The organism is Mycobacterium neumannii (assembly GCF_002245615.1).
In the GTDB taxonomy this organism is placed as follows: domain Bacteria; phylum Actinomycetota; class Actinomycetes; order Mycobacteriales; family Mycobacteriaceae; genus Mycobacterium; species Mycobacterium neumannii_A.
Genome location: NZ_NKCO01000007.1, coordinates 26,101 through 50,193 on the forward strand (window position 1 = coordinate 26,101; position 24,093 = coordinate 50,193).

The 24,093-nt window shown below is 65.8% G+C and carries 15 protein-coding genes; 6 read left to right on the forward strand and 9 right to left on the reverse strand.

The window, feature by feature from the left end:
• Nucleotides 1-2,961 carry a bifunctional [glutamine synthetase] adenylyltransferase/[glutamine synthetase]-adenylyl-L-tyrosine phosphorylase gene (locus CEX88_RS10530; protein WP_066841797.1) on the forward strand — a complete coding sequence of 987 codons (2,961 nt, stop codon included), beginning with the start codon at nucleotides 1-3 and terminating at the stop codon, nucleotides 2,959-2,961.
• A 112-nt stretch (nucleotides 2,962-3,073) separates the two neighbouring features.
• On the opposite strand, the gene CEX88_RS26510 is transcribed toward CEX88_RS10530, so the two are convergent.
• Nucleotides 3,074-9,895 carry a tandem-95 repeat protein gene (locus tag CEX88_RS26510; RefSeq protein ID WP_126315850.1) on the reverse strand — a complete coding sequence of 2,274 codons (6,822 nt, stop codon included), beginning with the start codon at nucleotides 9,893-9,895 and terminating at the stop codon, nucleotides 3,074-3,076.
• A 347-nt stretch (nucleotides 9,896-10,242) separates the two neighbouring features.
• On the opposite strand from CEX88_RS26510, the gene CEX88_RS10540 reads away from it, so the two are divergent.
• Together CEX88_RS10540 and CEX88_RS10545 are read left to right on the forward strand one after the other, a co-directional pair.
• Nucleotides 10,243-10,872 (forward strand): PaaI family thioesterase, encoded by a 630-nt coding sequence (locus CEX88_RS10540; protein ID WP_094293455.1) that lies wholly within the window; start codon nucleotides 10,243-10,245, stop codon nucleotides 10,870-10,872.
• The gene (locus CEX88_RS10545; RefSeq protein WP_094293570.1) at nucleotides 10,869-11,729 is read left to right on the forward strand and encodes a TIGR03619 family F420-dependent LLM class oxidoreductase; all 861 of its coding nucleotides are present in this window, start codon (nucleotides 10,869-10,871) and stop codon (nucleotides 11,727-11,729) included. Before CEX88_RS10540 ends, CEX88_RS10545 begins: the two co-directional genes overlap by 4 nt.
• Before the next feature lie 18 nt (nucleotides 11,730-11,747).
• On the opposite strand, the gene CEX88_RS10550 is transcribed toward CEX88_RS10545, so the two are convergent.
• Together CEX88_RS10550 and glnA are read right to left on the reverse strand one after the other, a co-directional pair.
• Nucleotides 11,748-12,302, reverse strand: coding sequence for a DoxX family protein (locus CEX88_RS10550; RefSeq protein WP_066842819.1), 555 nt, complete (start codon nucleotides 12,300-12,302; stop codon nucleotides 11,748-11,750).
• An 82-nt stretch (nucleotides 12,303-12,384) separates the two neighbouring features.
• Entirely contained in the window at nucleotides 12,385-13,821 is a 1,437-nt protein-coding gene (gene glnA / locus CEX88_RS10555; protein WP_064394040.1) for a type I glutamate--ammonia ligase, read from the reverse strand.
• A 155-nt stretch (nucleotides 13,822-13,976) separates the two neighbouring features.
• On the opposite strand from glnA, the gene CEX88_RS10560 reads away from it, so the two are divergent.
• Entirely contained in the window at nucleotides 13,977-14,459 is a 483-nt protein-coding gene (locus CEX88_RS10560; protein ID WP_066842817.1) for an RDD family protein, read from the forward strand.
• 99 nt (nucleotides 14,460-14,558) lie between these two features.
• Here CEX88_RS10560 and CEX88_RS10565 read toward each other — a convergent pair whose 3' ends face one another.
• Genes CEX88_RS10565 through sucB form a run of 6 tightly spaced genes read right to left on the reverse strand, consistent with a single transcriptional unit; the run spans nucleotide 14,559 to nucleotide 21,552 of the window.
• Nucleotides 14,559-16,352 carry an amidohydrolase gene (locus CEX88_RS10565; RefSeq protein ID WP_094293456.1) on the reverse strand — a complete coding sequence of 598 codons (1,794 nt, stop codon included), beginning with the start codon at nucleotides 16,350-16,352 and terminating at the stop codon, nucleotides 14,559-14,561.
• Nucleotides 16,353-16,375: 23 nt separating this feature from the next.
• The gene (locus tag CEX88_RS10570; protein WP_066842815.1) at nucleotides 16,376-17,128 is read right to left on the reverse strand and encodes a DUF4191 domain-containing protein; all 753 of its coding nucleotides are present in this window, start codon (nucleotides 17,126-17,128) and stop codon (nucleotides 16,376-16,378) included.
• 4 nt (nucleotides 17,129-17,132) lie between these two features.
• Nucleotides 17,133-18,059, reverse strand: coding sequence for a lipoyl synthase (gene lipA / locus CEX88_RS10575; protein WP_094293457.1), 927 nt, complete (start codon nucleotides 18,057-18,059; stop codon nucleotides 17,133-17,135).
• Complete coding sequence (gene lipB / locus CEX88_RS10580; protein WP_066842812.1) at nucleotides 18,059-18,739, reverse strand: lipoyl(octanoyl) transferase LipB; 681 nt, start codon at nucleotides 18,737-18,739, stop codon at nucleotides 18,059-18,061. The genes lipA and lipB overlap by 1 nt, the downstream gene beginning before the upstream one ends.
• A gap of 10 nt (nucleotides 18,740-18,749) precedes the next feature.
• Nucleotides 18,750-19,655, reverse strand: a complete 906-nt coding sequence (locus CEX88_RS10585) for a TIGR01777 family oxidoreductase (RefSeq protein ID WP_066842811.1) — start codon at nucleotides 19,653-19,655, stop codon at nucleotides 18,750-18,752.
• Between the two features lie 19 nt (nucleotides 19,656-19,674).
• Entirely contained in the window at nucleotides 19,675-21,552 is a 1,878-nt protein-coding gene (gene sucB, locus CEX88_RS10590) for a 2-oxoglutarate dehydrogenase, E2 component, dihydrolipoamide succinyltransferase (protein ID WP_094293458.1), read from the reverse strand.
• A 159-nt stretch (nucleotides 21,553-21,711) separates the two neighbouring features.
• On the opposite strand from sucB, the gene CEX88_RS10595 reads away from it, so the two are divergent.
• Together CEX88_RS10595 and CEX88_RS10600 are read left to right on the forward strand one after the other, a co-directional pair.
• A complete protein-coding gene (locus CEX88_RS10595) occupies nucleotides 21,712-22,068 on the forward strand; it encodes an oxidoreductase (RefSeq protein ID WP_094293459.1) in 357 nt (118 codons plus the stop codon).
• Between the two features lie 70 nt (nucleotides 22,069-22,138).
• Nucleotides 22,139-23,905, forward strand: coding sequence for an SDR family oxidoreductase (locus CEX88_RS10600; protein ID WP_094293460.1), 1,767 nt, complete (start codon nucleotides 22,139-22,141; stop codon nucleotides 23,903-23,905).
• The last annotated feature ends 188 nt before the right edge of the window (nucleotides 23,906-24,093 follow it).

The window sequence follows — 24,093 nt, forward strand, 5'->3', positions numbered from 1 at the left end:
GTGGCCAAACCAGCGACGCAGCGTCCGAAGCTGCCGAGCGCAGGCCGGTTGGGGCTCGTCGAACCCACCGCGCCCGCGGAACTCGACCTGTTGGGTTGGAACACCGACGCGCACGTCGAGCTTCTGTGGTCGTTGTCGCGTGCCCCCGACGCCGATACCGCGCTGCGCACGATGGTCCGGTTGGCCGAGGCGTTGGGCGATGGCTGGGACGAACTCAACCGGGCTCTGCTCACCGACAAAAGCCTGCGGGGCCGGCTGTTCAGCCTGCTGGGTTCCTCGTTGGCCCTCGGTGACCACCTCATCGCGACTCCGGAGAACTGGCGGTTGCTCGCCGGTGACGTCGCCCTGCCGACCCGTGACGCGCTGCGCGAGATGTTCGTCGCGCTGGCCGACGAGGCGTCCGACACGTCGACCGCGCTGCAGCCGCTGCGCAAGCTCTACCGCGACCGGGTGCTGGTGCTGGCCAGCCTGGACCTGGCACCGACGGTGGAGAACGAACCGGTCCTGCCCTTCCCGACCATCGGCGAGCACCTGTCGGACCTCGCCGACGCGGCACTGGCCGCCGCGCTGCACCTCGCGATCAAGACGACCGGGGGCGAGTCACCGCCCCGGATCGCGATCATCGCGATGGGCAAATGCGGTGCGCGCGAACTGAACTACGTCAGCGACGTCGATGTCATCTTCGTCGCCGAGCCCGCTGACGCGTTGGCTACCCGGGTGGCCGGCGAGCTGATGCGGTTCGCGGCCGACGCGTTCTTCGAAGTCGACGCGGCGCTGCGGCCCGAAGGCAAACACGGCCAGCTGGTGCGCACGCTGGACTCGCACGTCGCCTACTACGAGCGCTGGGCCAAAACGTGGGAGTTCCAGGCATTGCTGAAGGCGCGGCCGGCCGCGGGCGACCCTGAACTCGGTCAGGCGTACGTCGACGCCCTGATGCCGATGGTGTGGACGGCCAGCGAGCGCGAGGACTTCGTCCCCGAAGTGCAGGCGATGAGGAGGCGGGTCGAGGAGCTCGTGCCTGCAGGGCAACGCTCGCGGGAGATCAAACTGGGCACCGGCGGGCTGCGCGACGTCGAATTTGCCGTGCAGCTCCTGCAATTGGTGCACGGCCGCAACGACGAGCGGCTGCACGTCGCGTCGACCGTGGCCGCGCTGGCCGCACTCGGTGAGCGCGGATACGTCGGGCGCGACGACGCCGCCAACCTCACCGCGTCGTATGAATTCCTGCGCCTGCTCGAGCACCGGCTACAGCTGCAGCGGATGGTGCGCACCCACCTACTTCCCGACGAGGACGACGACGAGTCGCTGCGTTGGCTGGCCAGGGCCGCGCACGTGCGGCCCGACGGCACGCGCGATGCGCTTGGCGTGTTGCGCGAAGAGCTCAAGCGCCAGAGCCTGCGGGTGTCGCGGTTGCACGAAAAGCTGTTCTACCAACCGCTTCTGGAGTCGGTCGGTCAACCGGCAGTGAGCATTTCGGACGGGATGACCCAGAAGGCCGCCGAGCGACAGCTGGCCGCGCTGGGTTACGAAGGCCCGCAGAGCGCGTTGACGCATCTGGCCGCCCTGACGGGCAGCAGCGCCCGCCGGGGCCGCGTGCAGCAGGTGCTGTTGCCCACGCTGCTCAACTGGCTTTCGGACACGCCCGATCCCGATGCGGGGCTGCTGTCCTACCGCCGCATCAGCGATGCCCTGTCCGAACAGCGGTGGTTCCTGGCGACGCTGCGCGACGAGGGGGCCGTCGCCAAGCGCCTCATGCAGGTGCTCGGCACCTCGGCGTACGTCCCGGAATTGCTCATGCGGGCGCCGGAAGTCATCCAGTCCTACGCCGACGGTCCGAGCGGGCCCAAGCTGCTCGAGGCCGAACCCGAAGCGGTGGCACGGGCTCTGGTCGCTTCGGCCGCACGGTATTCCGATCCGCAGCGAGCCATCGCGGCGGCGCGTACATTGCGCAGGCGTGAGCTCGCGCGCATCGCGTCGGCCGATTTGCTCGGCATGCTCGAAGTCACCGAGGTGTGTCGCGCGCTGACCTCGGTGTGGGTGGCGGTGCTGCAGGCCGCGCTGGAGGCGGTGATCCGCGCCCAGACGACCGACAAGGGTCCGCTGGCCCGCATCGCGGTGATCGGCATGGGTCGGCTGGGCGGTGGCGAGTTGGGCTACGGCTCCGACGCCGACGTGATGTACGTGTGCGAACCCGAAGAGGGCGTTGAGGAATCGGCCGCGGTGAAATGGGCGGTGACGGTCGCCGAGCAGGTGCGCGCCCTGCTCGGGACGCCGAGTTCGGATCCGCCGCTGGAGGTCGACGCGAACCTGCGCCCCGAGGGCCGCAACGGCCCGCTGGTGCGCACCCTGTCCTCGTATCAGGCCTACTACCAGCGCTACGTCCAGACGTGGGAAGTGCAGGCGCTGCTGCGGGCCCATCGCGTGGCCGGCGACCTCGACCTGGGGGAGCGGTTCCTGCTGATGATCGACAAGATCCGTTACCCACCCGGCGGTGTGTCTGCCGAAGCGGTGCAGGAGATCCGGCGGATCAAGGCGCGGGTGGACGCCGAACGGCTGCCGCGCGGAGCCGACCCGAACACCCACACCAAACTCGGACGCGGCGGCCTCGCCGATATCGAGTGGACCGTGCAGCTGCTGCAGTTGCGCTATGCGCACAAGGTGCCCGCGCTGCACAACACCTCGACGCTGCAGTCGCTGAACGCGATCGGCGCCGCGGAACTGATCGCCGAGGGCGACGTCGAACTGCTGCGGCAGGCCTGGCTGACGGCGACCAGCGCGCGTAACGCGCTGGTGCTGGTGCGGGGTAAGCCGACCGATCAGCTGCCCGGGCCCGGGCGGCAGCTGAACGCCGTCGCGGTGGCCGCGGGGTGGGACACCGACGACGGGGGAGAGTTCCTCGACAATTACCTGCGGGTGACGAGGCGTGCAAAAGCAGTGGTGCGCAAGGTTTTCGGAGGATAGGTTCAACGAATGAGTATCTACGTCGGGTCGACTTGAATAGCGACTAGAAGTACGAGTCGGGCTGACGAAGTCGTCGGCAGCGCCATTATTTGTTGATGCACCGGCCGCCGATCTACGGTATGCCGATTGTAGGCGGATCGCCAACGAGGGTCGGACTTTGTAGAAGAAGCATGTTGGTATTGTCGGGCCATTCTTCGGGATTCTCGACGAGAGTGAAGATGTCTCCGTTTTTCACGGCGAACAGCAACAGCTTGCCGGTGCTTGGCGGGTTCACACCATAGAAACTCTTGGCGAAGTTCTTCGCGACCTGTGCGGTCATTACGAGGGCCCCATGCTGCCTTTCATAGGCAGCCCTGATCTCCTGCATTGATAACTCTTCTTCGGTGTAATTGAAGTCGTATAACCAGGAGTTATACACCTCAGTGGGTATCTCGTTATCGAAGATGTAGCCACCGACCTGGCCGGGTATCCGGGTGTGGAACAGTTCTTCGGGGAAAGTGCCAGGCCGGAAAGCCACCACCGCATAGGTGACATACGCCCCCGCTGGAGGGACGTAATCGTATTTGATGTGGATGCTTTCCCCGAGTTCCATCTTCCGATAGCCGATTACGTAGCCATTACCGGTGAAGTCGTCCTCCAGAGGATTGAGAAGTGAGACGACATACACCTCCGGGGTAACCATCGAATCCGTCTCTGGGTCATAGACCTGAGGTGGTTGCCCGGTGAGAGTCCAGTGTTGGACCTGATACTCCCAATGGTCTCCCTCAAGGAACGGCTTCGGCTCGGTCCTTAACACCTGGATGTCGACGAGGTTGAACCCGACGTCCTTGGCTGAACTTGCCTCTTTCCTCTGGAGGAGGTTGACGAACCGGACTGGGCTCGACACGCCGGGTGGGGTGAAACCGGCGGGGATCAGTTGGATGGTCACCGGGATGGCGATTGTATTGCCGTAGCTGTCTGTCGCTGTGACGAAGACAACCACGCTGTCCGTCTGGGGAGTTTCCCCGGCAAAGTCTCGCGCGTCGGAGTTGGGTGTGAACACGAAGCCGCCGTCGGGGTTGACGACCAAGGTACCGAACGGCCCCGTCGTTGAACCTCCGTATGTCGTCGTGCCACCAGGATCGCTGGCGGGCGGCGGAACCGACACACTTCCGGAGATTGCGCCTGTGACGTAATTCGTAGTGTGCACAGTGTATTGCGGGGTCAAGTTTGGACCGGGACCCTGACCGGGTGGCTGGCCCGGCGGCGGCGTGCTCGCCGTCGGATCCGGAATGTCCGGTTTGGCGAGTTTCACTACGGCTACCGTCGAGCTGCCGAGGAGCACGTACAGGCGTTTGCCGTCGCTGCTGAGGGCCATGTCCACCGGATCGATGAGAGAGTCGATTGGAACAGTGCCGAGAACGGTCGAGGTCTGCCGGTCAAAGATAGCCACACCGTCGACAGAGGGGCTGTAAATCCCCTTGACTCCGATGGCGAATCCCCGCGTGTCGACGGGGATGCCGTCGGCGTCCAGCGGCAGCGTCGTCACGGTGCCGTTTTCTATGACTGAATATGAGTTAGCGTGTGCGACGTAGGCACGGCCTCCCCGCACGACTATTGACTGCGGCGCCTCCTCGAGCTCTATAGCGTCGATGAACTCGCCGCTGATCGCGTCGTATATGAACACCCTGTCGTCGTACGCCGAGGCTACGTAAACGAGACCATCCTCGCTGATCGCCGACTGAACGGTGGCGGCGACTCCGCCCATAACGATTTGGGCGATTGGGTCTCCAGTCGCGGCATCGTAAACTCCCCATACGCCGTTGCCGGCTACGTAGACCCTTGAGCCGAACACCTCAATGTATGGATCCAACATCCCGACGCCAACAGAGAAGGACGATTCGACCACGCCCGGCGATGGCTCGATCGGCAGGGTGTTGACGGTGATTTCGACCGGCGGGTTGTGTCCGTCGGACACCGCGACGGTGAACGAGTCCGCGCCTGGACCCGACCCGAGGTAGGCGGCGAGGGTGGCTTCCGGGTTCGGACGGTATATGAAGGCTCCGTCGGAGCCGAGGTCGATCTCACCCCGCAACGGTGCGCCGGTGAGGGTGTAGGTCAACGTATCGTTGTTGGGATCAGTGGCATTGAGGTTGCCGCTGACCGCACGACTCGCGTCGGGTGCGCCAAACGTCGCCATCGCGGTCGGTGGCGCATTAACCGGGCTGATCGTGGCTTGGTGCACCACGGCGTTGCTTGGGAGGTTGCCGTCGGTGACTGTGAACGCGACGGTGCGTGGTGTCGGGGTGGGTGTGGCGCTGGTGTTGGTGTAGGTGATCGCGCGCAGCGCGGCCTGGTAGCTGGCGACGCTGGAGGCGCCGGTCAGGGTAAGCACACCGGTGCCAGCATTGTAGGCCGCGGTGATGCCGTTTTGCGGATTGGGCGTCAGGGCGAGGACGTCTCCGTCGGACTGGAACCCGCCGGTGATGGCGACGGTGGCGCCGGTGAGGATTTCGCCGTCTGGGTCGGACACTGTGATGGTGGGATCCAGCCTGACCGTTGTGTTTGGCGGCACGGCGACGTTGCCGCTGGTGCTCGACAGGGCGGGTGCGTCGTTGACCGCGGTGACGGTGATGGTCTTGGTCGCCGCTGCACTGGTGGCAACACCGTCACTAATTGCGAAGATGAAAGTCTTGCTTGTCTCCGGGGCATCGCTTGTTGACGTGAACGTGACACTGCGCAGCGCCTGCTGGTAGTTGGCCACACTGGAAGTGCCGGTCAGCGCGAGCACTCCGGTGAATTCGTTGTAAGTGGCGGTGATGCCGCTGCCCGCGGGTGCGGTAAATGCCAGGGTGTCACCCAGTTGCACCTCGTCGAGTCGCACGGTGGCCCCCGTCAGCGACGCCGAATCGGTGTCAATCAGTGTCAGGCCGCCATCGACTGCCACGGGTGCGGATTGCTCGGTGTACAAGGTGTTGCCGACAGTGGTAATGATTTGGGGTGCAACGTTGTTCGCGGTGGTCGAGACGACCTTGGTCGCGATCTGACTGACGTCCGCACCATCACTGATCTGGAATGCAATAGTCCGTTCCGTTGGCGGATTCCCGCTGGTGTTCTGGTAGGTCACCGACCGCAGCGCGGCCTGATAATCGGCCACGGACGCGGTGCCGGTCAGCACCAGGATTTCGGCCCGTTGGTCAGCGTCGATGATGCCGCTGCCCGCGGGTGCGGTAAATGTCAGCGTGTCGCCGTCACTCGGCGAAACGATCGCGACGACGGCAGCCTCGAGCGTCGATGAGTCCGGATCGGTGATGGTCAGGCCACTGTCGATGACCGCCGGTGATCCTAGGTGAAGCGTCGTAGCGCCTGGGCTGTTGGTGAGCCGTGGCGCGTCGTTTTCGGCCTCCACCGAGATGGACTTGGTCGCCGGTGAACTGGCCGCTATCCCGTCGTTGACCTTGAAGGTGATCACCTTGGTCGCGACGGGGGCATCGGTGGTTGACGCGAACGTGACGGAGCGCAGCGCTTGCTGGTAGTTGGAAACACTCGAGGTGCCGGTCAGCGTTAGCACGCCTGTCATGTTGTTGTAGCTGCTCATAATGCCGCTGCCCGCGGGGGCGGTGAACGCCAACGTGTCACCGGACTGGAAGCCTGTGGATATCTCCGCGACTGCACTCGACAGGGTTGTCGAATCAGCATCGCTGATGCTTAACCCGTTGTCGACCTCCACGGGCTGCTGCTGCTCGATGTAGTCGGTAGGGCCGGCCGAAGTTGTCACCGCAGGTGCCAGATTGCTGACGGTGACTGCGACTTGGTGGTTGACGGCATTGCTTGAGACGTCGCCGTCGGTGACGGTGATGGAAACGGTGCGTGGGTTGGTGATGGGGGTTGTGTCGGTATTGGTGTATGTGACGGCGCGCAGGGCAGCTTGGTAGTCGGCGACGGTGGCGGGGCCGGTCAAGGTAAGCACTCCGGTGGCCGCGTTGTAGGTGCCGGTGATCCCGCTTTGTGGGTTGGGACTCAACTCCAAGACGTCCTCGCCGGTTTGCAGACCAGACGTGATGGTGACGGTGGCCCCAGTCAGGGTGGTGTCGTCGGGGTCGGTGATGGTGATCATCGAGTCCAGGGTGACCGGTGTGCCTGGGGCGGTGGTGACATCGCCGCTGCTGCTGGAAAGTGTGGGTGCATCGTTGACCGCGGTGATGGCCAGGGTTTTGGTGGCGGTGGTGCCGGGGGTGGTGCCGTCGGTGACGGTGTAGCTGATGGTGCGTGTGGCCGGTGGGGTGTCGCTGGTGTTGTGGTAAGTGACTGAGCGCAGCGCGGTTTGGTAGTTGGCCACGCTGGAGGTGCCGGTGAGGGTCAGCACTCCGGTCGTTTTGTTGTAGCTGCCGGTGATGCCGCTGCCCGCTGGTGCGGTGAAGTCAAGTGTCTCAGCGGAATTCGGGCTACCGATGGTCACCGTTGCCCCGGTCAGGTTCGCGGAGTCCGCGTCGCTGAGGGTGAGGCCGGTGTCGACTGCTGTGGGGGCGGCCTGCTCGGTGTAGTTGGTGGCGCCCGCCGACGTGGTGATTGTCGGCGCGTCATTGACTGCGGTGACCGCGACGGTTTTGGTTCCCGCAGCGCTGGGAGTGGTGCCGTCGGTGACGGTGAAGCCGATGGTGCGCGTCGCGGACGGGGTATCGCTGGTGTTGTGGTAGGTGACCGAGCGCAGTGCGGTTTGGTAGTTGGCCACGCTGGAGGTGCCGGTGAGGGTCAGCACTCCGGTCGTGTTGTTGTAGCTGCCGGTGATGTTGCTGCCCGCTGGTGCGGTGAAGTCAAGTGTCTCAGCCGAACTCGCACTGCCGATGGACACCGTCGCGCCAGTCAGTGTCGTGTTGTCTGGGTCGGCGAGCGTCAGTCCACTGTCGATCGCCTTCGGCGCGGACTGTTCGGTGTATGAGGTGGCACCCGCCGACGTGGTGACCGTGGGTGCGTCGTTGACACCGGTGACGGCGACGGTTTTGGTCCGCGGTGTGCTGGCGGCGGTGCCGTCGGCGACGGTGAAGGTGACGGTGCGCGTCGCGGGCGGGGTGTCGCTGGTGTTCTCGTAGGTGACCGAGCGCAGCGCGGTTTGGTAGTTGGCGACGCTGGACGACCCGGTGAGGGTCAGTTGTCCCGTGGCACTGTTGTAGTTACCGGTGATGCCGCTGCCCGCTGGCGCAGTGAACGCAAGTGTTTCAGCGGAATTCGGGCTACCGATGGATACCGTTGCGCCGGTCAGCGTGCTGTTGTCGGCGTCGGCGAGCGTCAGTCCGCTGTCGATCGTCTTCGGCGCCGCCTGCTCGGTGTAGGAGGTGGCACCCGACGAGGTGGTGACCGTCGGTGGCTGGTTCGGGGCGATCGGAGCGATGGCCACATTGACCGTGACGGTTCCAGTACCCCCGTAGCCGTCGGAAATCGTCACGGTGAACGTGTCCGTCTTAGCGGTCTTGGCTGCTTTCGGAACGCTCGCGGCTTGGCGAGCTTCGAGGGTTGGTGTGTACGTGAAGGTGTCGTTGGCGCTGTTGTACGCGATCGACCCTTTGCTGGTTGTCAGCGGGCCACTGAAGCTCAGGTCGTCACCGTCGCGGTCTCTCGCAGTAAGGGTTCCCGTCACCTCGCCCGTCACCGGATTCGGCTTCCCCAGCGACACAGCGCCGTTGGTGGGCGCCGAATTAGCAGGAAGAATCGTGACGGAAACCGGAACCTGCACGGAGTTTCCCTGGCCGTCATCGACCGTGACGGTGAAGTTGTCTTCGCCGGCACCCGTCAGGGCCGCGTCGGGAGCCGCAGCGTTGTGGCGGGCGACAGTAGTGGGCGTATAGGTGACTCTGCCCTTCCTGTCGACGACCACGCTGCCTTTGGCCGTCATGGTGGATCCGGCGTAGGTGAGACGATCACCTTCGGGGTCGTTCGCGATCAACTGGCCCTTGATCACACCGGTCTTGGTGGGCGAGGACGCCACGAAATCCACCGTAGGGGCGCCGTTCGCGGCGGCGGCGAGCATGAGGCTGTTGTCGATATCGTCGATCTTGAAAGTTTCGGCCTCGGCTATGTCCGGGCCGGCGCCGAACCGACGGCTCGCAGCCGCCGCCAGCACCCACATGACAGGGGAGTTCACCGGAAGCTCCGGCGAGCCTGACGAGAAGGCGTCCAACAGCGTCGCGAGCACCCGAGTTACCACACTTGCCGGCTCGGTGGGTGTTGTCGGCGCTGCGCCGACCACGATGGACCCACTGGCGGGCACCGTGTGGGCTAGGGAAGTGACAATCGGCTCGATACGCGCGCCGAGAAGCGGCGTCGAATTCACGACTGGGACGGCTATCCGAGCCGGCGGATCGTTGAACGAAGTGAATGACGCCGGGGGTTCGATGCTCATCGCGACTGCGCCTAGCGGCCTACCATCGTCTTTCACAGTAACGACGGCTTCCGATTGGCTCCGCTTCGGCGCCGCTTCAGGAAGCGGCTCGGAGATCATGGGTTCAGGAATCTGGGGCGGCGCTGGCTGTGCGCTTGAGCCGGGCTCTTCTTCATCGCTTGTGCCCTTTGCGACCGTCTCCTCAGCCGACTCGTCGTCCTGCTTAGTCTGGCCGTCGTTTTGGCTAGTCTGGGCGCCGCTGCGAACCTCCCCGTTCGCCGAGATGACAACACCATCGTCGAGCTTTAGAGAGCCTTTCGAGTCGGCTGGCGGCTCAGGGGGTGCTGCGATTCGTTCGTCGGACGAGGCATCCGGCTGTTGCGCGGCTTTGGGCAGGTCCGTAGCAGTCTCTGCCTCCGGGGAATTCACCGAATTCGTCTGCTGACTTTCGTTATCTGTACCGACCGAAGCGCTGTCATCTTGAGCCCATACCACGCCTGTGCCGCTTGCCATAGCTACGCCCACGCCCAACGCGACGGCCAACGCCCCGACCCGACCGACATGCTTTGCGTAGCCCATGACGCCCCCTTATTGATACAGCTGGTCCAGGGCCGGACGCTACCTGTGAATTTGCTTGGAGGAATCGGGTGTTTCCCTATTCTGACGCCTAGGAAAAGGAAACCCTTCTGTTGGCAAACATCGGATTCACGGTTTCTCTTTCTCAAGATGCGGCGAACGCATGTTGCTGAATACCTATGAAGAAATGTTGCTGAGGCAATAATTCGGCTCGGCATTTTATTGAGAAGGAAATTTTCGATGTCACAGCCGCTCGAGACCAACCCGGTCGGATTCCGGTGGGGAGGGCACTCGACGAGTGGCTGAGTGCGCACCGGCCAGTTGCTCTTTATAGTGTTCGATGCGTGAGCATGGATTTCGGGTTCGACGTGATCACCGACGAGGAGTACGAGCGCCAGCGTGCGCTGTACGGTCCGCTGACCGAGGCAGTGCGCCGACTGATCTATGCGAGCCTGCACACCGAGATCGACGAGACCGCCGTCGCGGACGCGCAGGCCAAGATCGAGGCCGTCACACAGATTCTCGAGAGCACACAGCGCCCGGTGTCCTCCACCCTGCGGCACGAGGTCACCGGCCGCCCGCTGGCGTGGGCGAATCCCGCTGTGGGACTGCGTAATGCGATCGCACCGCCGATGGTGATCCACCACGAACAGGATGGTCGCTGCTGGAGTGAGTTCACGCTGAGCGGCGCCTATGAGGGGCCGCCGGGGTGGGTGCACGGTGGCATCTGCGCGTTGGTGCTCGATCATCTACTGGGCGAGGCCGCCAGTGACGGCCTTACCCAGCCGAAGTTCACCGGCACCATCTCGCTGCGTTATCTGCGCGGCACACCGCTTGGACCGCTGCGTGCGGAGGCGTTCGTGGAACGGTCCGAGGGGGTCAAGACGTTCGCCCGCGGATATCTGCTCGACGCACAGGGGGCCACGGTGGAGGCTGAGGGTGTGTTCATCCAGCCGGCGTGGGCGAGGGACGCCGGATGAAGTTCTATGTCAGCCTGGCTTTCCTCGACGCCGCAGAGGTCGTCGAGATCGCCAAGGCGGCAGACGACCTCGGCTACGAAGGCCTCGGCATCCCGGATCACGTCGTCAACCTCGAGACGTTGGAGACCCCGTACCCCTACACCAAGGACGGCAGCAGGCGCTGGGAGCCGTTCACCGACTGGCCCGATCCGTGGGTGCTGATCGGCGGGCTGGCCCTCGTCACGTCACGGTCGCGGTTCGTCACCACGGTGTATCTGCCCGCGATGCGCGACCCCTACTCGGCGGCGAAGGCGATCGGCACCGCAGCCGTCCTGGCCGGCGGCCGACTCGAACTCGGCATCGGCGTCGGCTGGTGTGAGGAGGAGTTCACGCTGATGGGTCAGCAGTTCGCGCGGCGCGGTAAACGCACCGACGAGATGCTCGAGCTGATGAAGGAACTCTGGAAACCGGGCTGGACGGAGTTCGACGGTGCGTTCTACACAACGCCGAAGCTGGAGATGGAGCCGACACCGCCGCCGATCCCGGTGTACGTCGGCGGGCTCTCCGATATCGCGCTTCGCCGCGCGGCGCGCCACGACGGCTGGATCGGCGATCTGATCACCACCGACCGTGCCCTCGAACGTGTCGCCACGCTGCGCGATCTACGCGCCGAAAAGGGTTTGACCATGGACGGTTTCGAGGTGCTGACCCCGCTGACCGACGCGTTCACCCCCGATCATTTCGACCGCGCGGAAGCAGGCGGCATCACCGGCATCATCACCATGCCGTGGATGTTCTACGCCGGCCCGCAGGCTTCGTTGGCCGAGAAGATCGACGGGATGAAGCGGTTCCGCAAGGACCTTCGGCTCGACAGCTAACCCCAGCCAGCGATCACGTCACCGCCGGAAGCGGCTCAGCAGGCCGCGACGCCGAACCGGCGCAGCAGTGGCGGCCGGCCCCGCAGTGGCGGCCGGTGCGGCGGTGCCGGTGACCACGCGTCCGGGCGCCGCGCCACCGACTCGGGTGCGGCGGCGGGCGTCGGCCGACCAGGCACCTGGACCGGTCGTCGCCAAGAGCAGGAACGCAAAGCAGTACAGGATCGCCGCCTCGCCGCCGTTGCCGCCCATCTGCGCGTCGAACGGCCAGAAGCTGGCGGCCGGGCCTTCCAGCGGTGGCCAGTGCATCCAGAAGTACGCGACGGCCATGTGGCCCGCGGCGATGAACGCGGCGATCCGCGTGAAGAGACCCACGGTGATCAGCAGGCCCGCGACGAATTCGATCAGCCCGGCCCACCACGCGGGCCAGGTTCCAACCGGTACGGCCGCACCGAGGGGCCAGCCGAAGAGCTTCATCGAGCCGTGCAGTGTGAAGAGCAGACCGAAGATGATCCGGAAGATGCTCAGAACAGGTGAGGAGTATCTGGCAAGACGGGCATCGAAGGTGGTCGTCATGCGCGTTTACCCTACGCGCAGACGCACTTCGGGCCGGGCGATTTGACTCGCCCGGCCCGAAGTGTCGACTGCTGTTTACCGGTTACACGTCGAAGTACAGCGCAACCTCGTACGGATGCGGCCGGATCTGGATCGGCATGATCTCGTTCTCCCGCTTGTAGGAGATCCACGTCTCGATCAGGTCCTCGGTGAACACCCCGCCCTCGGTGAGGTAGTCGTGGTCCTCTTCGAGTTTGTCGATGACCGCCGACAGCGAGGTGGGCGCCTGCGGAATGTTGGCGGCCTCCTCCGGCGGCAGCTCGTAGAGGTCCTTGTCGACCGGCGTCAGCGGCTCGATCTTCTTCTTGATCCCGTCGATGCCTGCCATCAGCATGGCCGCGAACGCCAGGTACGGGTTGCCCGAGCTGTCCGGGCAGCGGAACTCGAGGCGCTTGGCCTTCGGATTGTTGCCGGTGATCGGGATACGCACACACGCCGACCGGTTGCGCTGGCTGTACACCAGGTTGATCGGCGCCTCGTAGCCCGGAACCAGCCGCTTGTAGGAGTTCACCGTCGGGTTGGTGAACGCCAGCAGCGACGGCGCGTGGTGCAGGATGCCGCCGATGTAGTGGCGGGCGAGGTCGGACAGTCCCGCGTAGCCGGACTCGTCGTGGAACAGCGGCTGGCCGTCCTTCCACAGCGACTGGTGCGCATGCATACCGGAGCCGTTGTCACCGAACAGCGGCTTGGGCATGAACGTCACCGTCTTGCCGGCCTGCCAGGCGGTGTTCTTGATGATGTACTTGAACAGCAGCACATCGTCGGCCGCATGCAGCATGGTGTTGAACTTGTAGTTGATCTCGGCCTGGCCCGCGGTGCCGACCTCATGGTGGCCACGCTCGAGAACGAAGCCCGCGTTCTGCAGGTTGGTCGCCATCTGGTCGCGCAGGTCGACGTAGTGGTCGTAGGGCGCGACGGGGAAGTAGCCGCCCTTGGGCCGGACCTTGTAGCCGCGGTTGGGGCTTCCGTCGGCCTCCAGCGGCTCACCGGTGTTCCACCAGCCCGACTCCGAGTCCACCTCGTAGAAGGTGCCGTTGATCCTCGAGTCGAAGGTCACCGAGTCGAAGATGTAGAACTCGGCCTCGGCGCCGAAGTACGCGGTGTCGGCGATGCCAGTGCTGGCCAGGTAGTTCTCCGCCTTGCGTGCGACGTTGCGGGGATCGCGCGAGTAGGCCTCGCGGGTGAACGGATCGTGCACGAAGAAGTTCATGTTCAGCGTCTTGGCGGCGCGGAACGGGTCGATGCGTGCGGTCTCGGGATCCGGAAGCAGCATCATGTCGGATTCGTGGATCGACTGGAAGCCGCGGACCGACGAGCCGTCGAAGGCCAGGCCGTCCTCGAAGACGTCCTGGGTGAAGGCCGAAGCCGGGATCGAGAAGTGCTGGACGACGCCGGGCAGATCACAGAATCGGATGTCGACGTACTCGACTTCCCCGTCCTTGATGAGCTTGAGAATGTCGTCGGCCGTCTTTTCTGCCACTGAGTTGTCTCCTTTATCCAGTAACTCGCGCGTTGACGCTAAGGACACGATGTTGCACGGTCGTCAACCGAATGTTGCGCTGAAGTTACGCAATCACATCAGGGCCAGTCGCAGGCGGCCAATGGACTTCTTTTCAGTCCCATATCCTTCAGTGTATGGCCCGCACACTCGGGTCCTGGCTGTCGGGACCGGATCCGACCAGCGACGCGGGACCCAACGACTATCCCGGCAAGCGCCTCGGTTTACCGGAGACCGGCCCCGGGTCCATCGCCCGGTTCGGCAGGCGAATCGGCGCGCTGATGCTCGACTGGTTCATCGCATACGGGCTGGTGGGGCTCGCCGTGAACCTCGGATTCATCAGCAAGGACGATCTCCTGTACTCACCGCTGGGGTCGACGTCCATCGCGGCGGTGTGGCTGCTGCTCGGCATCGTCTCGGTGCGGTTGTACGGCTTCACCCCCGGGCAGTGGGCGCTCGGTCTGCGGGTCGCCTCGGTCGACCACCGCCAGCACGTCGGCGTCGGCCGTGCCGCGGTGCGCGGGCTGCTGGTGTTCTTCGTCATACCCGCGCTGTTCACCGATAGGGACTTCCGCGGCTACCAGGACCGCTTCAGCAACACGGCGGTGGTCCGGCGGTAGGGCCGCGCTGTTCCGTTACCGTTCCTGCGCGCGATTCTGAAGTTGTGCTCGAAACACCGGCCGGATCTCGCACAGAAGTTCACTTTCGGCGGCCGAACGTCACACCTCGTGGCGGATCTGGCCGTTCATCATCGTCATCGTGACGTTCGCCCCGGCGATGTCGTGCGGGTCGATCGCGAGGATGTTCTCGCTCACGACGATCATGTCCGCGAGCTTGCCGACCTCGAGCGAACCCACCTTGTCGTCCATCCGGATCTGATAGGCCGCGCCCAGCGTGTTGGCGTGCACCGCCTCCGCGACGGTCAGCCGTTGGTTCGCGGGCGCCAGCACCGGCGCATCCGGTTGGCCGATCAGCTGACGGGTGACACCGATCTGGATCGCATCGAGCGGTTTGTAGGTCGAGAAATAGCCCGCGGCCGGCCAGTCGGTACCCAGCGAGATGCGCCCGCCCGACTTCAAGACGTCTTGGGGGCGATACATCAGGTTCTGTCGTGGTGGCCCGTACCGGGCAGCCATGTTCTGCAGCGTGTCCGGATCGGCGGACATCCAGTTGGCCGAGAACTGGGCGACGACGCCGAGTTGGCCGAAGCGACGGCTGTCGGGGTCCTCGACGTAGACCAGATGGGCGATCGCATGCCTGCGGTCGCGCGGGGGATTGGCGGCCGCGGCGCGCTCGATCGCATCGAGGGCGACGCGGGCGGTGCGTTCCCCGCAGGCGTGTACGTGCACGTCGAAACCCGCGGCGTCGATCTGACCGATGAGCTGGTGCCACTGCTGCTCGGTGAACGGGGACCCGCCCGTGGAATCGGGTTTGTCCGCATAGGGCTCGATAAGCCATGCGGTGTATCCGCCCTGTGTTCCGTCACCGACGATCTTGACGACGTCGGCGCGCACCAGGTCGGTCGTAAACCGATCCCTGATGTCGGTCATCGCCTGTACGACGTCGTCCACCGGCGCCGATCGCACGCTGTACGAGGCCACCACGCGGAACGGCAGCTGACCGCGGTCCTCGACGTCGGTGTACAAGCCGATCAGCGCGCCCTGATCCGAGCCGATGGGTGGCACGCCGGCGTCGAACACCGACGTGATGCCGGCCGCGGACGCCTTGGGCAGCCATTCTTCGAGCAGCCGCCCCATGGTCTGCGGTGAGATCGGCTCGATCGCATCGACGAGACCGAGAACGGCGTTGACCTCGAGCACATAGCCGGTCGGATCGCCGTTGCCGTCGCGTACGTAGTAGCTGAAACCCGGAATCGGATCCGGCGTGTTGCGGCCGACGCCTGCGATCTCAAGCGCCTTGCTGTTGGCCCACAGGCTGTGCCCGTCGATGGCGAAGAAGAAGCCCGGCCGGTCGGGCAGCACACGGTCGAGGTCGGCGCGATTAGGTCCGTCGGGACCGAACATGTCGACGCGCCAACCGAATCCGCGCACCGGTCCGGTCGGGTGCTGTTTCGCGTACTGCTCGATCGCGGCCAGCGCGTCGGCACCCGTGGGCACCTGCAGGTCGACACCCGACGTGAGGAAGGCGCCGAGGAACGGGTGGGTGTGGCCCTCGACGAAGCCGGGCATCAGCAGCCGGCCCTCCAGGTCGACCACCCGGGTGTCGGGACCGACGAGCGCCATCGCGCCCGCCTCGTCGCCGACGTGGGTGATGGTGTTGCCCCGCACCGCCACCGCCTGCGCCCACCGCGCGGGGCCTGCGACGGTGTAGATCGGGCCGTTGCGGAACACGTAGTCGGCGACGCCGTCGGCAGCCGTGGTCTCGGAGCCGGCCCCGGACGGGTCACTCAGAGAGCAGGCGCTGGCTGCGGTCGCGGCGAGGACCACCGCGCCCGCGCGCAGGACGGTGCGTCGATTCGCGAAATAGCCTGCCCACTCACATGCGGTGCACATACCGCGTGCCGGCCGGAGCTGCCCTACCGCCGCCTCACCGTGCGCTGCACGCCCCGCATCTTGGCCTGCGCCGGCAGCGGGCCCTTGGGCATCGCGGCAGGCCCGACCTTGGTGCCCAACGCGGCCAGCCGCGACTCCAGAGCGTCCAACTGCTTGACGGTGATGTTCGCGGGCAGCTTGTTCAGGTGGCGCTCCAGTTTGGCCAGCGGTACTTCACCCTCGCCGTTGCCGATGATGACGTCGTAAATCGGGGTGTCGCCGACCAGTCGAGCCGTGCGCTTCTTCTCCTGCGCCAGCAGCGGTCGCACGCGCGACGGCGACCCCTCACCGACGAAGATGACTCCCGGCCTGCCGATCACCCGGTGCACCGCGTCGAAGTGGCCCGTCGCCGCGACACCGGGCGTCACCCGCCACTTGCCCCGCATGTTGTCCAGCGCCCAGGCCGCTGCGCCCGTCTGGCCCTCGGCCTTGCTGTACACCGACTTCTGCGCGCGCCTGCCGAAGATGATGAACGCGACCAGCGCCCCGAGCACTATGCCGAGCGGAATCATCATGTAGGTGGTGAAGCCGCCCGCGAAGATGCCGAGCGCCACCGAAGCGGCGACGATCAGCACGAATGCGCCGATCATGTACGGCAGCAGACGCTTGTCCTCTTTACGCTGAATCTGGAACGCCTGCCACAGCTGGCTGCGGCGCTGTTTGGACGCCGCCTTACGAGCCGCCTTGGCTTCGGCCTTCGCAGCCTTCAGTGCCTTTGGATCGCGGGATTTCGCCATTGCTTCAGGATACGGACGCCGATTTGGCCTGGGCGTACAACCGACCCGCACGGTACGACGAGCGCACCAGGGGTCCGGCCAACACACCGGCGAAGCCGAGGCGCTGCGCGAACTGCTCATGCTCGACGAACTCGTCGGGGTGCACCCAACGCTCCACCGGGTGGTGACGCACCGACGGCCGCAGGTACTGGGTGATCGTGACGATGTGGCAGCCCGCGTCGTACAGATCGGTCAGCGCGGCCCGCACCTCCTCGGGCGTCTCGCCCATCCCGAGGATCAGGTTCGACTTCGTCACCAGCCCGAAGTCGCGCGCCGCGGTCAGCACGTCGAGGCTGCGCTCGTAGCGAAACGCGGGCCGGATGCGCTTGAAGATCCGCGGGACCGTTTCGACGTTGTGCGCCAACACTTCTGGACGGGACTCGAACACCTGCTGCAGCAGGTCCGGCTCACCGTTGAAGTCGGGGATCAGCAACTCGACACCGGTATTGGGGTTGAGCGTCTTGATTGCGCGCACCGTCTCGGCGTACAGCCACGCCCCACCGTCGGACAGGTCGTCGCGGGCCACCCCGGTCACGGTCGAGTAGCGCAATCCCATCGCCTGCACGCTCTCCGCGACGCGGCGGGGCTCGTCGCGGTCGAGTTCGGCGGGCTTGCCGGTGTCGATCTGGCAGAAATCGCAGCGACGGGTGCACTGCTCACCGCCGATCAGGAACGTGGCCTCGCGGTCCTCCCAGCATTCGAAGATGTTGGGGCAGCCGGCTTCTTCGCAGACCGTGTGCAGACCCTCGCGCTTCACCAGCGCCTTGAGTTCCTGGTACTCCGGGCCCATCTTGGCGCGGGTCTTGATCCACGGCGGCTTGCGCTCGATCGGCGTCTCGGCGTTGCGGACCTCGAGACGCAGCAGTTTCCGACCTTCAGGAACGACAGTCACTACGTCAACGCTACCTCTAGCCGACCGTCGAGCGCATCGCACACGGCGTCGGCCACCCGGTCGATGACGTCGGAGACCGCGACGCGGCGCCCCAGTTCGGCTGACAGCGAAGTCACCCCGGCGTCGGCGATGCCGCACGGCACGATCGCGTTGAACGCCGTCAGGTCACAGTCGCAGTTGAGCGCGAATCCGTGCAGGGTGGTCGCCCGCGACACCCGGATGCCGATGGCGCCGATCTTGCGGGCCGGGCCGTTCTCATCGGCAGCGACCCACACTCCGGAGCGGCCCTCCACCCGGCCGGTCCGCACACCGAGGTCGGTGCAGACCTTGATCAGCGACTCCTCGAGCCGTCGCACGAAGTTGACGACGTCGAGCGGTTCGGCAAGGCCGATGATCGGATAGCCGACGAGTTGGCCCGGGCCGTGCCAGGTGATCTTTCCGCCGCGGTCGGTGTCGATGACGGGAGTGCCGTCGGCCCCGGGGTTCGGCCGCTCCTCGGCGAGCGTGCGTCGCCCGGCGGTGTACACCGGTGGGTGCTCGAGCAGCAGCAGGGTGTCCGGGCCGCCCGCCACGCGCTGGTCGGCGATCGCTCGTTGCAGCTGCCAGGCGTTCTCGTAGTCGACCGAACCGAGTCGGCGCACCTCGACCGGCACCGTCGCCGACCGGATCGAATGCGTCATGCCCTCGACGCTACTCCGGGCGCGCGGTGGCGAACGCCAATGCTTCACCAATGGTGTTGTGGTGGAAAACGAATCCGGCCCGCTCGAGCGCGGCGGGGATGGCGCGTTGACCGCCGAGCAGACCTTCGTCGGCGAACTCGCCCATCGCGGCGCGCAACGCGAACCCCGGCACCATCAGCGGTGTCGGGCGGTTGACGGCGCGGCCCAACGCCGTGGTGAACTCGGCGTTGGTGACAGGCGCCGGGCCGGTGAGGTTCACCGGACCCGACAGCTCGTCGTGCGATATCGCGAACAGCAGCGCGCGGATCTCGTCCTCGAGGCTGATCCACGGCATGTACTGGCGGCCGTTGCCCAGCCGAGCGCCCAGTCCCACGGAGAACAGCGGCTTGAGCCTGCCGAGTATGCCTCCGGCTTGTGCCAGCACCAGCCCCGAGCGCACGAACACCACCCGGGCGCCGTCCTGACGAGCTGGCCAGGTGGCGGCCTCCCAGTCCACGCACAGGTGGGCGAGGAACCCGTCACCTGCCGGGGCCGTCTCGTCGGTGATCTGGGAACCGGTGTCGCCGTAATAGCCGACCGCGCTGGCGTTGACCAGCACCGGAACCCCGGCCTCGGCGACCGCGGTGGCCAGCACCTCGGTCGGGCCGATGCGGCTGTCCCGCAGGCTCTGCTTGAAGGCGCCCGACCATCGCTTCTCGCCGACGTTGACCCCGCACATGTTGACCACGGCGTCCACCCCGGCCAGCATCGCCGGGTCGAATTCGCCGGTGTCGGGATTCCAGAACACCTCGTCGGCGTTCGACGGTGCGCGCCGGACGATGCGCAGCACACGGTGGTTGGTGGCGCGCAACGCGTAGACCAGAGCCGTGCCGATCAGACCGGACGATCCCGCGATCGCGATGACGGGTTCGGACACGAGATTCTCTCGAGGCGTTCTAGAGACCCAGATCGGCCTCGAACGCGCCCTCTTCTAGGCGACGCTTGATGGTGGTCAGGAAGCGCCCCGCATCGGCACCGTCGATCAGCCGGTGGTCGTATGTCAGCGGCAGGTAGCACACCGAACGCACACCGATCGACTCGTTGCCGAACTCGTCGGCGATTACCCGCGGCCGCTTGACGATCGCGCCGGTTCCCAGCATCGCCGCCTGCGGCGGCACCAGGATCGGCGTGTCGAACAGCGCGCCCTGGCTGCCGATGTTGGTGATGGTGAACGTCCCGCCGGACAGCTCGTCGGGCTTGAGGTCACTTGACCTGGCGCGCGCGGCGATGTCGGAGATCGCGCGGGCCAGCCCGGCCAGCGACAGGTCACCGGCGTTCTTGATCACCGGCGAGAGCAGACCCTGCTCCGTGTCGACCGCGATACCGAGATGCTCGGCGTCGTAGTAGGTGATCTCCTTGGTTTCCTCGTTGTAGCTGGCGTTGACATTGGGATGCGCCTTGAGCGCGTCGATCACGGCGACGGCGATGAACGGCAGGTACGTCAGGTTGACGCCCTCGCGTTCGGCGAACCCCGCCTTCGCCCGCGCCCGCAGCGACACGATCCGGGTCATGTCGACCTCGTGGGTCTGCGTCAATTGCGCTGTCGCCTGCAGGGATTCGCGCGTCTTCTTCGCGGTCAGCTGCCGGATCCGGGTGGCCTTCTGGGTGGTGCCGCGCAGGTGTGCGAGCGACGCCGCCGACGCGTCGGTATTCGCGGGCGCCTTCGCTGCGGGCGACCTGCCCGGGGCCTCGGCCGCCTGTTCGGTCGACGCCGCCGGTTCCTTGCCGGCCTCCGCGGCCGCGAGGACGTCCTGCTTGCGGATGCGGCCGCCGACCCCGGTGCCCTTCACGCTGGCGAGGTCAACGTTGTTCTCCGCGGCCAACTTTCGCACCAACGGAGTGACGTAGGGCCCGGACTCGCTCGCCGGCTGCGGTTCGGACTTGGGCTCGGATTTGGGTTCTGGCTCTGGTTCTGGCTTCCGTTCCGGCTTGGACTCCTGCGCCGGTTCCGGCTTCTTCTCTTCCTTCGGCTCCGGCTTCTTCTCTTCCTTGGGTTCGGGCTCAGGCTCTGGTTCCGGCTCAGGCTCAGGCTCAGGCTCCGGTTCGGGTTCCGGCTCGGGCTCGGGCTCGGCTTCTGCGTCGGCATCACCGATCTTGGCCAGCTCGCCGCCCACCTCGACGGTGTCGTCCTCTTCGGCGGTGATCGAGATCAAGGTGCCCGCCACGGGCGAGGGAATCTCGGTGTCGACCTTGTCCGTCGACACCTCGAGCAGCGGTTCGTCGACCTCCACGCTGTCGCCGACCTTCTTCAGCCAGCGGGTCACGGTGCCTTCGGTCACCGACTCGCCGAGTTCGGGCATCAGCACCGGAGTCGACTTACCCGAAGACTTACCCGACGACTTCGCGGCGGGCTTTTCCTTGTCCTCGTCGTCGGACTCGGGCTCTTCTTCGGTCTCCTCGGCTGCGGGCTCGGGCTGCGCGGCCGGTTCCTCGGCGGGCTTCTCCTCCTCGGCGGGCTGCTCGTCGTCGCCGGACCCCTGGTCCTCCTCCGACGCTTCCTCGGAGTCGTCGGAGCCTCCGGAGTCGCCGTCGTCGTCGGCATCACCGATGACCGCCAACTCGCCGCCCACCTCCACGGTGTCGTCCTCTTGGGCGATTATCTTCTTCAGCACACCGGAAGCGGGCGCGGGGATCTCGGTGTCGACCTTGTCGGTGGAAACTTCGAGCAATGGCTCATCTTGTTCGACCGTGTCACCCTCTTGCTTGAGCCATCGGGTGACAGTCCCCTCGGTAACGCTCTCACCGAGTGCGGGCATCTCAACGGTGATGGCCATGTGATTGACTACCTCGCTCCCTTGAACGGTCGTCAGTCGTGCTGGGTGATTGTCTGCATACCCATCCTGTCACGTCCGGACGCGCAGTTCGCCGCAGACCGTCCGACCCACTGTTCTGGCACTATCGAAAAGAGATGACCGGAGGGAGCGCGGACGCGAGTGGGAGTCCTCGACAGGTTTGGGCGCGGGAAGCGTAAAGGCAGGGGTTCGGGTGCCGACCCCGCCGCCGATCTGAACTATCTCCGGCAGTGGGTCGCCACGCACACCGGCGTCGAAGCGTTCGTCGAACCGAAGACCACCGTCACCGACGTCACCGTGGTGCTGGTTGCCGCCGACGGGGAATGGACGCGGCGACGCGCCGGGGGAGACGCCGGCGCGCGGCGGCTATCCGACCGACTGAAGATCCCGGTGTACGACGTGCAGAAAGTCGGCTACCCGCAGCGGATGCGGGACTACGACGAGAAGCGCCGCATCGAGCGTCGGCGCGCTGCTCGACGGGAACTCGACGAGCGCTGACGAACGCTTGCGTGAGGGACAGAAGGCACTGATACGGTACCGGCGGTTCCGCCAAGTCACGGGAGGTGCGATGGGGGACATCGCTACGCGGTTCGTCGACAGCACCGGCGACGTGCGAATCGCCGTCTACGAAGAAGGCGATCCGCAGGGGCCGACCCTGGTCTTCGTGCACGGGTGGCCCGACTCGCACGTGCTGTGGGACGGCGTTGTGCCTTTGCTGTCCGACCGGTTCCGCATCGTGCGGTATGACAATCGCGGTGTCGGGAACTCGACTGGGCCCAAACGGGTTTCGGCCTACCGCATGTCTGCGTACGCGGATGACTTCGACGCGGTCGTCGCCGCGGTGAGCCCGGGCGAGCCGGTGCACGTACTCGCCCACGACTGGGGCTCGGCGGCGATGTGGGAGTTCCTGGCCCGACCCGGTGCCGGCGACCGGGTCGCGTCGTTCACCTCGATCTCCGGTCCCAGCATCGACCATCTCAACGCCTTCGTCACCAGCAGCCTGTTGCGCCCGTGGCATCCGCGCCGATTCGTTCGCGCCCTGAGTCAGTTCCTGTCCTTCGCCTACATGGGCTTCTTCTCGATCCCGGTGACCGCACCGCTGGCGGTGCGTGGCTTCGTCGCGAACCTGGTGCGCCAGATCCTGTTGGTGCGCGACGGCATCCCGCGTGAGCAGCTGCACCATTCCGCGACCTACAAGGCCGACGCCGCGAAGAGCGTCAAGGTCTACGGCGCCAACTACCTGCGGTCGATGAAGCCCGGACGTCGCGATCACTACGTCGACGTCCCGGTGCAGCTCATCGTCAACACCAAAGATCCGTTCGTGCGGCCGCACGTCTACGACGACACGAAGAAATGGGTGGCTCGGCTGTGGCGGCGCGACCTCGCCGCCGGGCACTGGTCGCCGATGTCGCATCCGCGAGCCATCGCCCTGTCGGTCGGACAGCTCGTCGATTTTCTCGCCGGCAAGCCACCCGCGCGTGAACTCCTGCGCGCGCAGGTCGGCACGCCACGCGAACACTTCAGCCACACACTGGTTTCCGTCACAGGTGCGGGTAGCGGCATCGGCCGTGCGACGGCGCTGGCATTCGCCCGCGGGGGCGCTGAAATCGTGGTCAGCGATATCGACGAGGGCACCGCGAAGGAGACCGCGGCCCACGTCGCCGCGCGCGGCGGAATCGCGCACGCCTACACCGTGGACGTGTCGGACGCAGAGTCCGTCGAGCGGTTCGCCGAAAAGGTGTGCGCAGAACACGGGGTGCCCGACGTCGTGGTCAACAACGCAGGCGTCGGGCACGCTGGCATGTTCTTCGATACCCCGCGCGAGGAGTACGACCGCGTGCTGGCCATCAACTTCGGCGGAGTCGTCAACTGCTGCAGGGCCTTTGGGCGCAGGATGGTTGACCGCGGGCTTGGCGGGCACGTCGTCAACATCTCCTCGATGGCCGCGTACTCACCGCAGCAGTCGATGAACGCCTATGCCACGAGTAAGGCCGCGGTCTTCATGTTCGGCGACTGCCTGCGCGCCGAACTGGACCAGGCGGGTGTCGGGCTGACCACGGTGTGTCCCGGCGTCATCGACACCAACATCGTGCACACCACCCGGTTCGACATACCGGCCGCCAAGCGCGAGCAGGCCGAAGCCCGTCGCGCGCAGCTCGAGAAGGCGTTCTCCCGGCGGCGGTACGGTCCGGATAAGGTCGCCAACGCGATCGTGTCGGCGGTCAAGAAGAACAAGCCCATCCGCCCTGTGGCCCCGGAGGCCCACATCGTCTACGGCGTCGCACATCTGCTTCCGCAGGTGATGCGCAGCGCCGCGCGCGGCAAGGTCGTCTAGCAGCACCGAGACCGATCAGCGCCGAGCGAGACGAAGCGCCGAGACCGACGTTATGGCGGGTTTTTGCGCGTAAAAGCCGCCATTTCGTCGGTCTCACGGAGAGGATCAGCCGCTCGCGGCTTTTGCTTGATTAGCCGCTCGCGGCCTCCGTCTGATCAGCCGCTCGCGGCTACTTCCTGATCAGCCGC

Bases quoted from the DNA above. Each gene is read 5' to 3' on its own strand.
- CEX88_RS26510 (WP_126315850.1), bottom strand. From the start codon at position 9,895: ATGGGCTACGCAAAGCATGTCGGTCGGGTCGGGGCGTTGGCCGTCGCG.
- CEX88_RS10540 (WP_094293455.1), top strand. From the start codon at position 10,243: ATGGATTTCGGGTTCGACGTGATCACCGACGAGGAGTACGAGCGCCAG.
- CEX88_RS10545 (WP_094293570.1), top strand. From the start codon at position 10,869: ATGAAGTTCTATGTCAGCCTGGCTTTCCTCGACGCCGCAGAGGTCGTC.
- CEX88_RS10550 (WP_066842819.1), bottom strand. From the start codon at position 12,302: ATGACGACCACCTTCGATGCCCGTCTTGCCAGATACTCCTCACCTGTT.
- CEX88_RS10560 (WP_066842817.1), top strand. From the start codon at position 13,977: ATGGCCCGCACACTCGGGTCCTGGCTGTCGGGACCGGATCCGACCAGC.
- CEX88_RS10565 (WP_094293456.1), bottom strand. From the start codon at position 16,352: ATGTGCACCGCATGTGAGTGGGCAGGCTATTTCGCGAATCGACGCACC.
- CEX88_RS10570 (WP_066842815.1), bottom strand. From the start codon at position 17,128: ATGGCGAAATCCCGCGATCCAAAGGCACTGAAGGCTGCGAAGGCCGAA.
- lipB (WP_066842812.1), bottom strand. From the start codon at position 18,739: ATGACGCATTCGATCCGGTCGGCGACGGTGCCGGTCGAGGTGCGCCGA.
- sucB (WP_094293458.1), bottom strand. From the start codon at position 21,552: ATGGCCATCACCGTTGAGATGCCCGCACTCGGTGAGAGCGTTACCGAG.
- CEX88_RS10600 (WP_094293460.1), top strand. From the start codon at position 22,139: ATGGGGGACATCGCTACGCGGTTCGTCGACAGCACCGGCGACGTGCGA.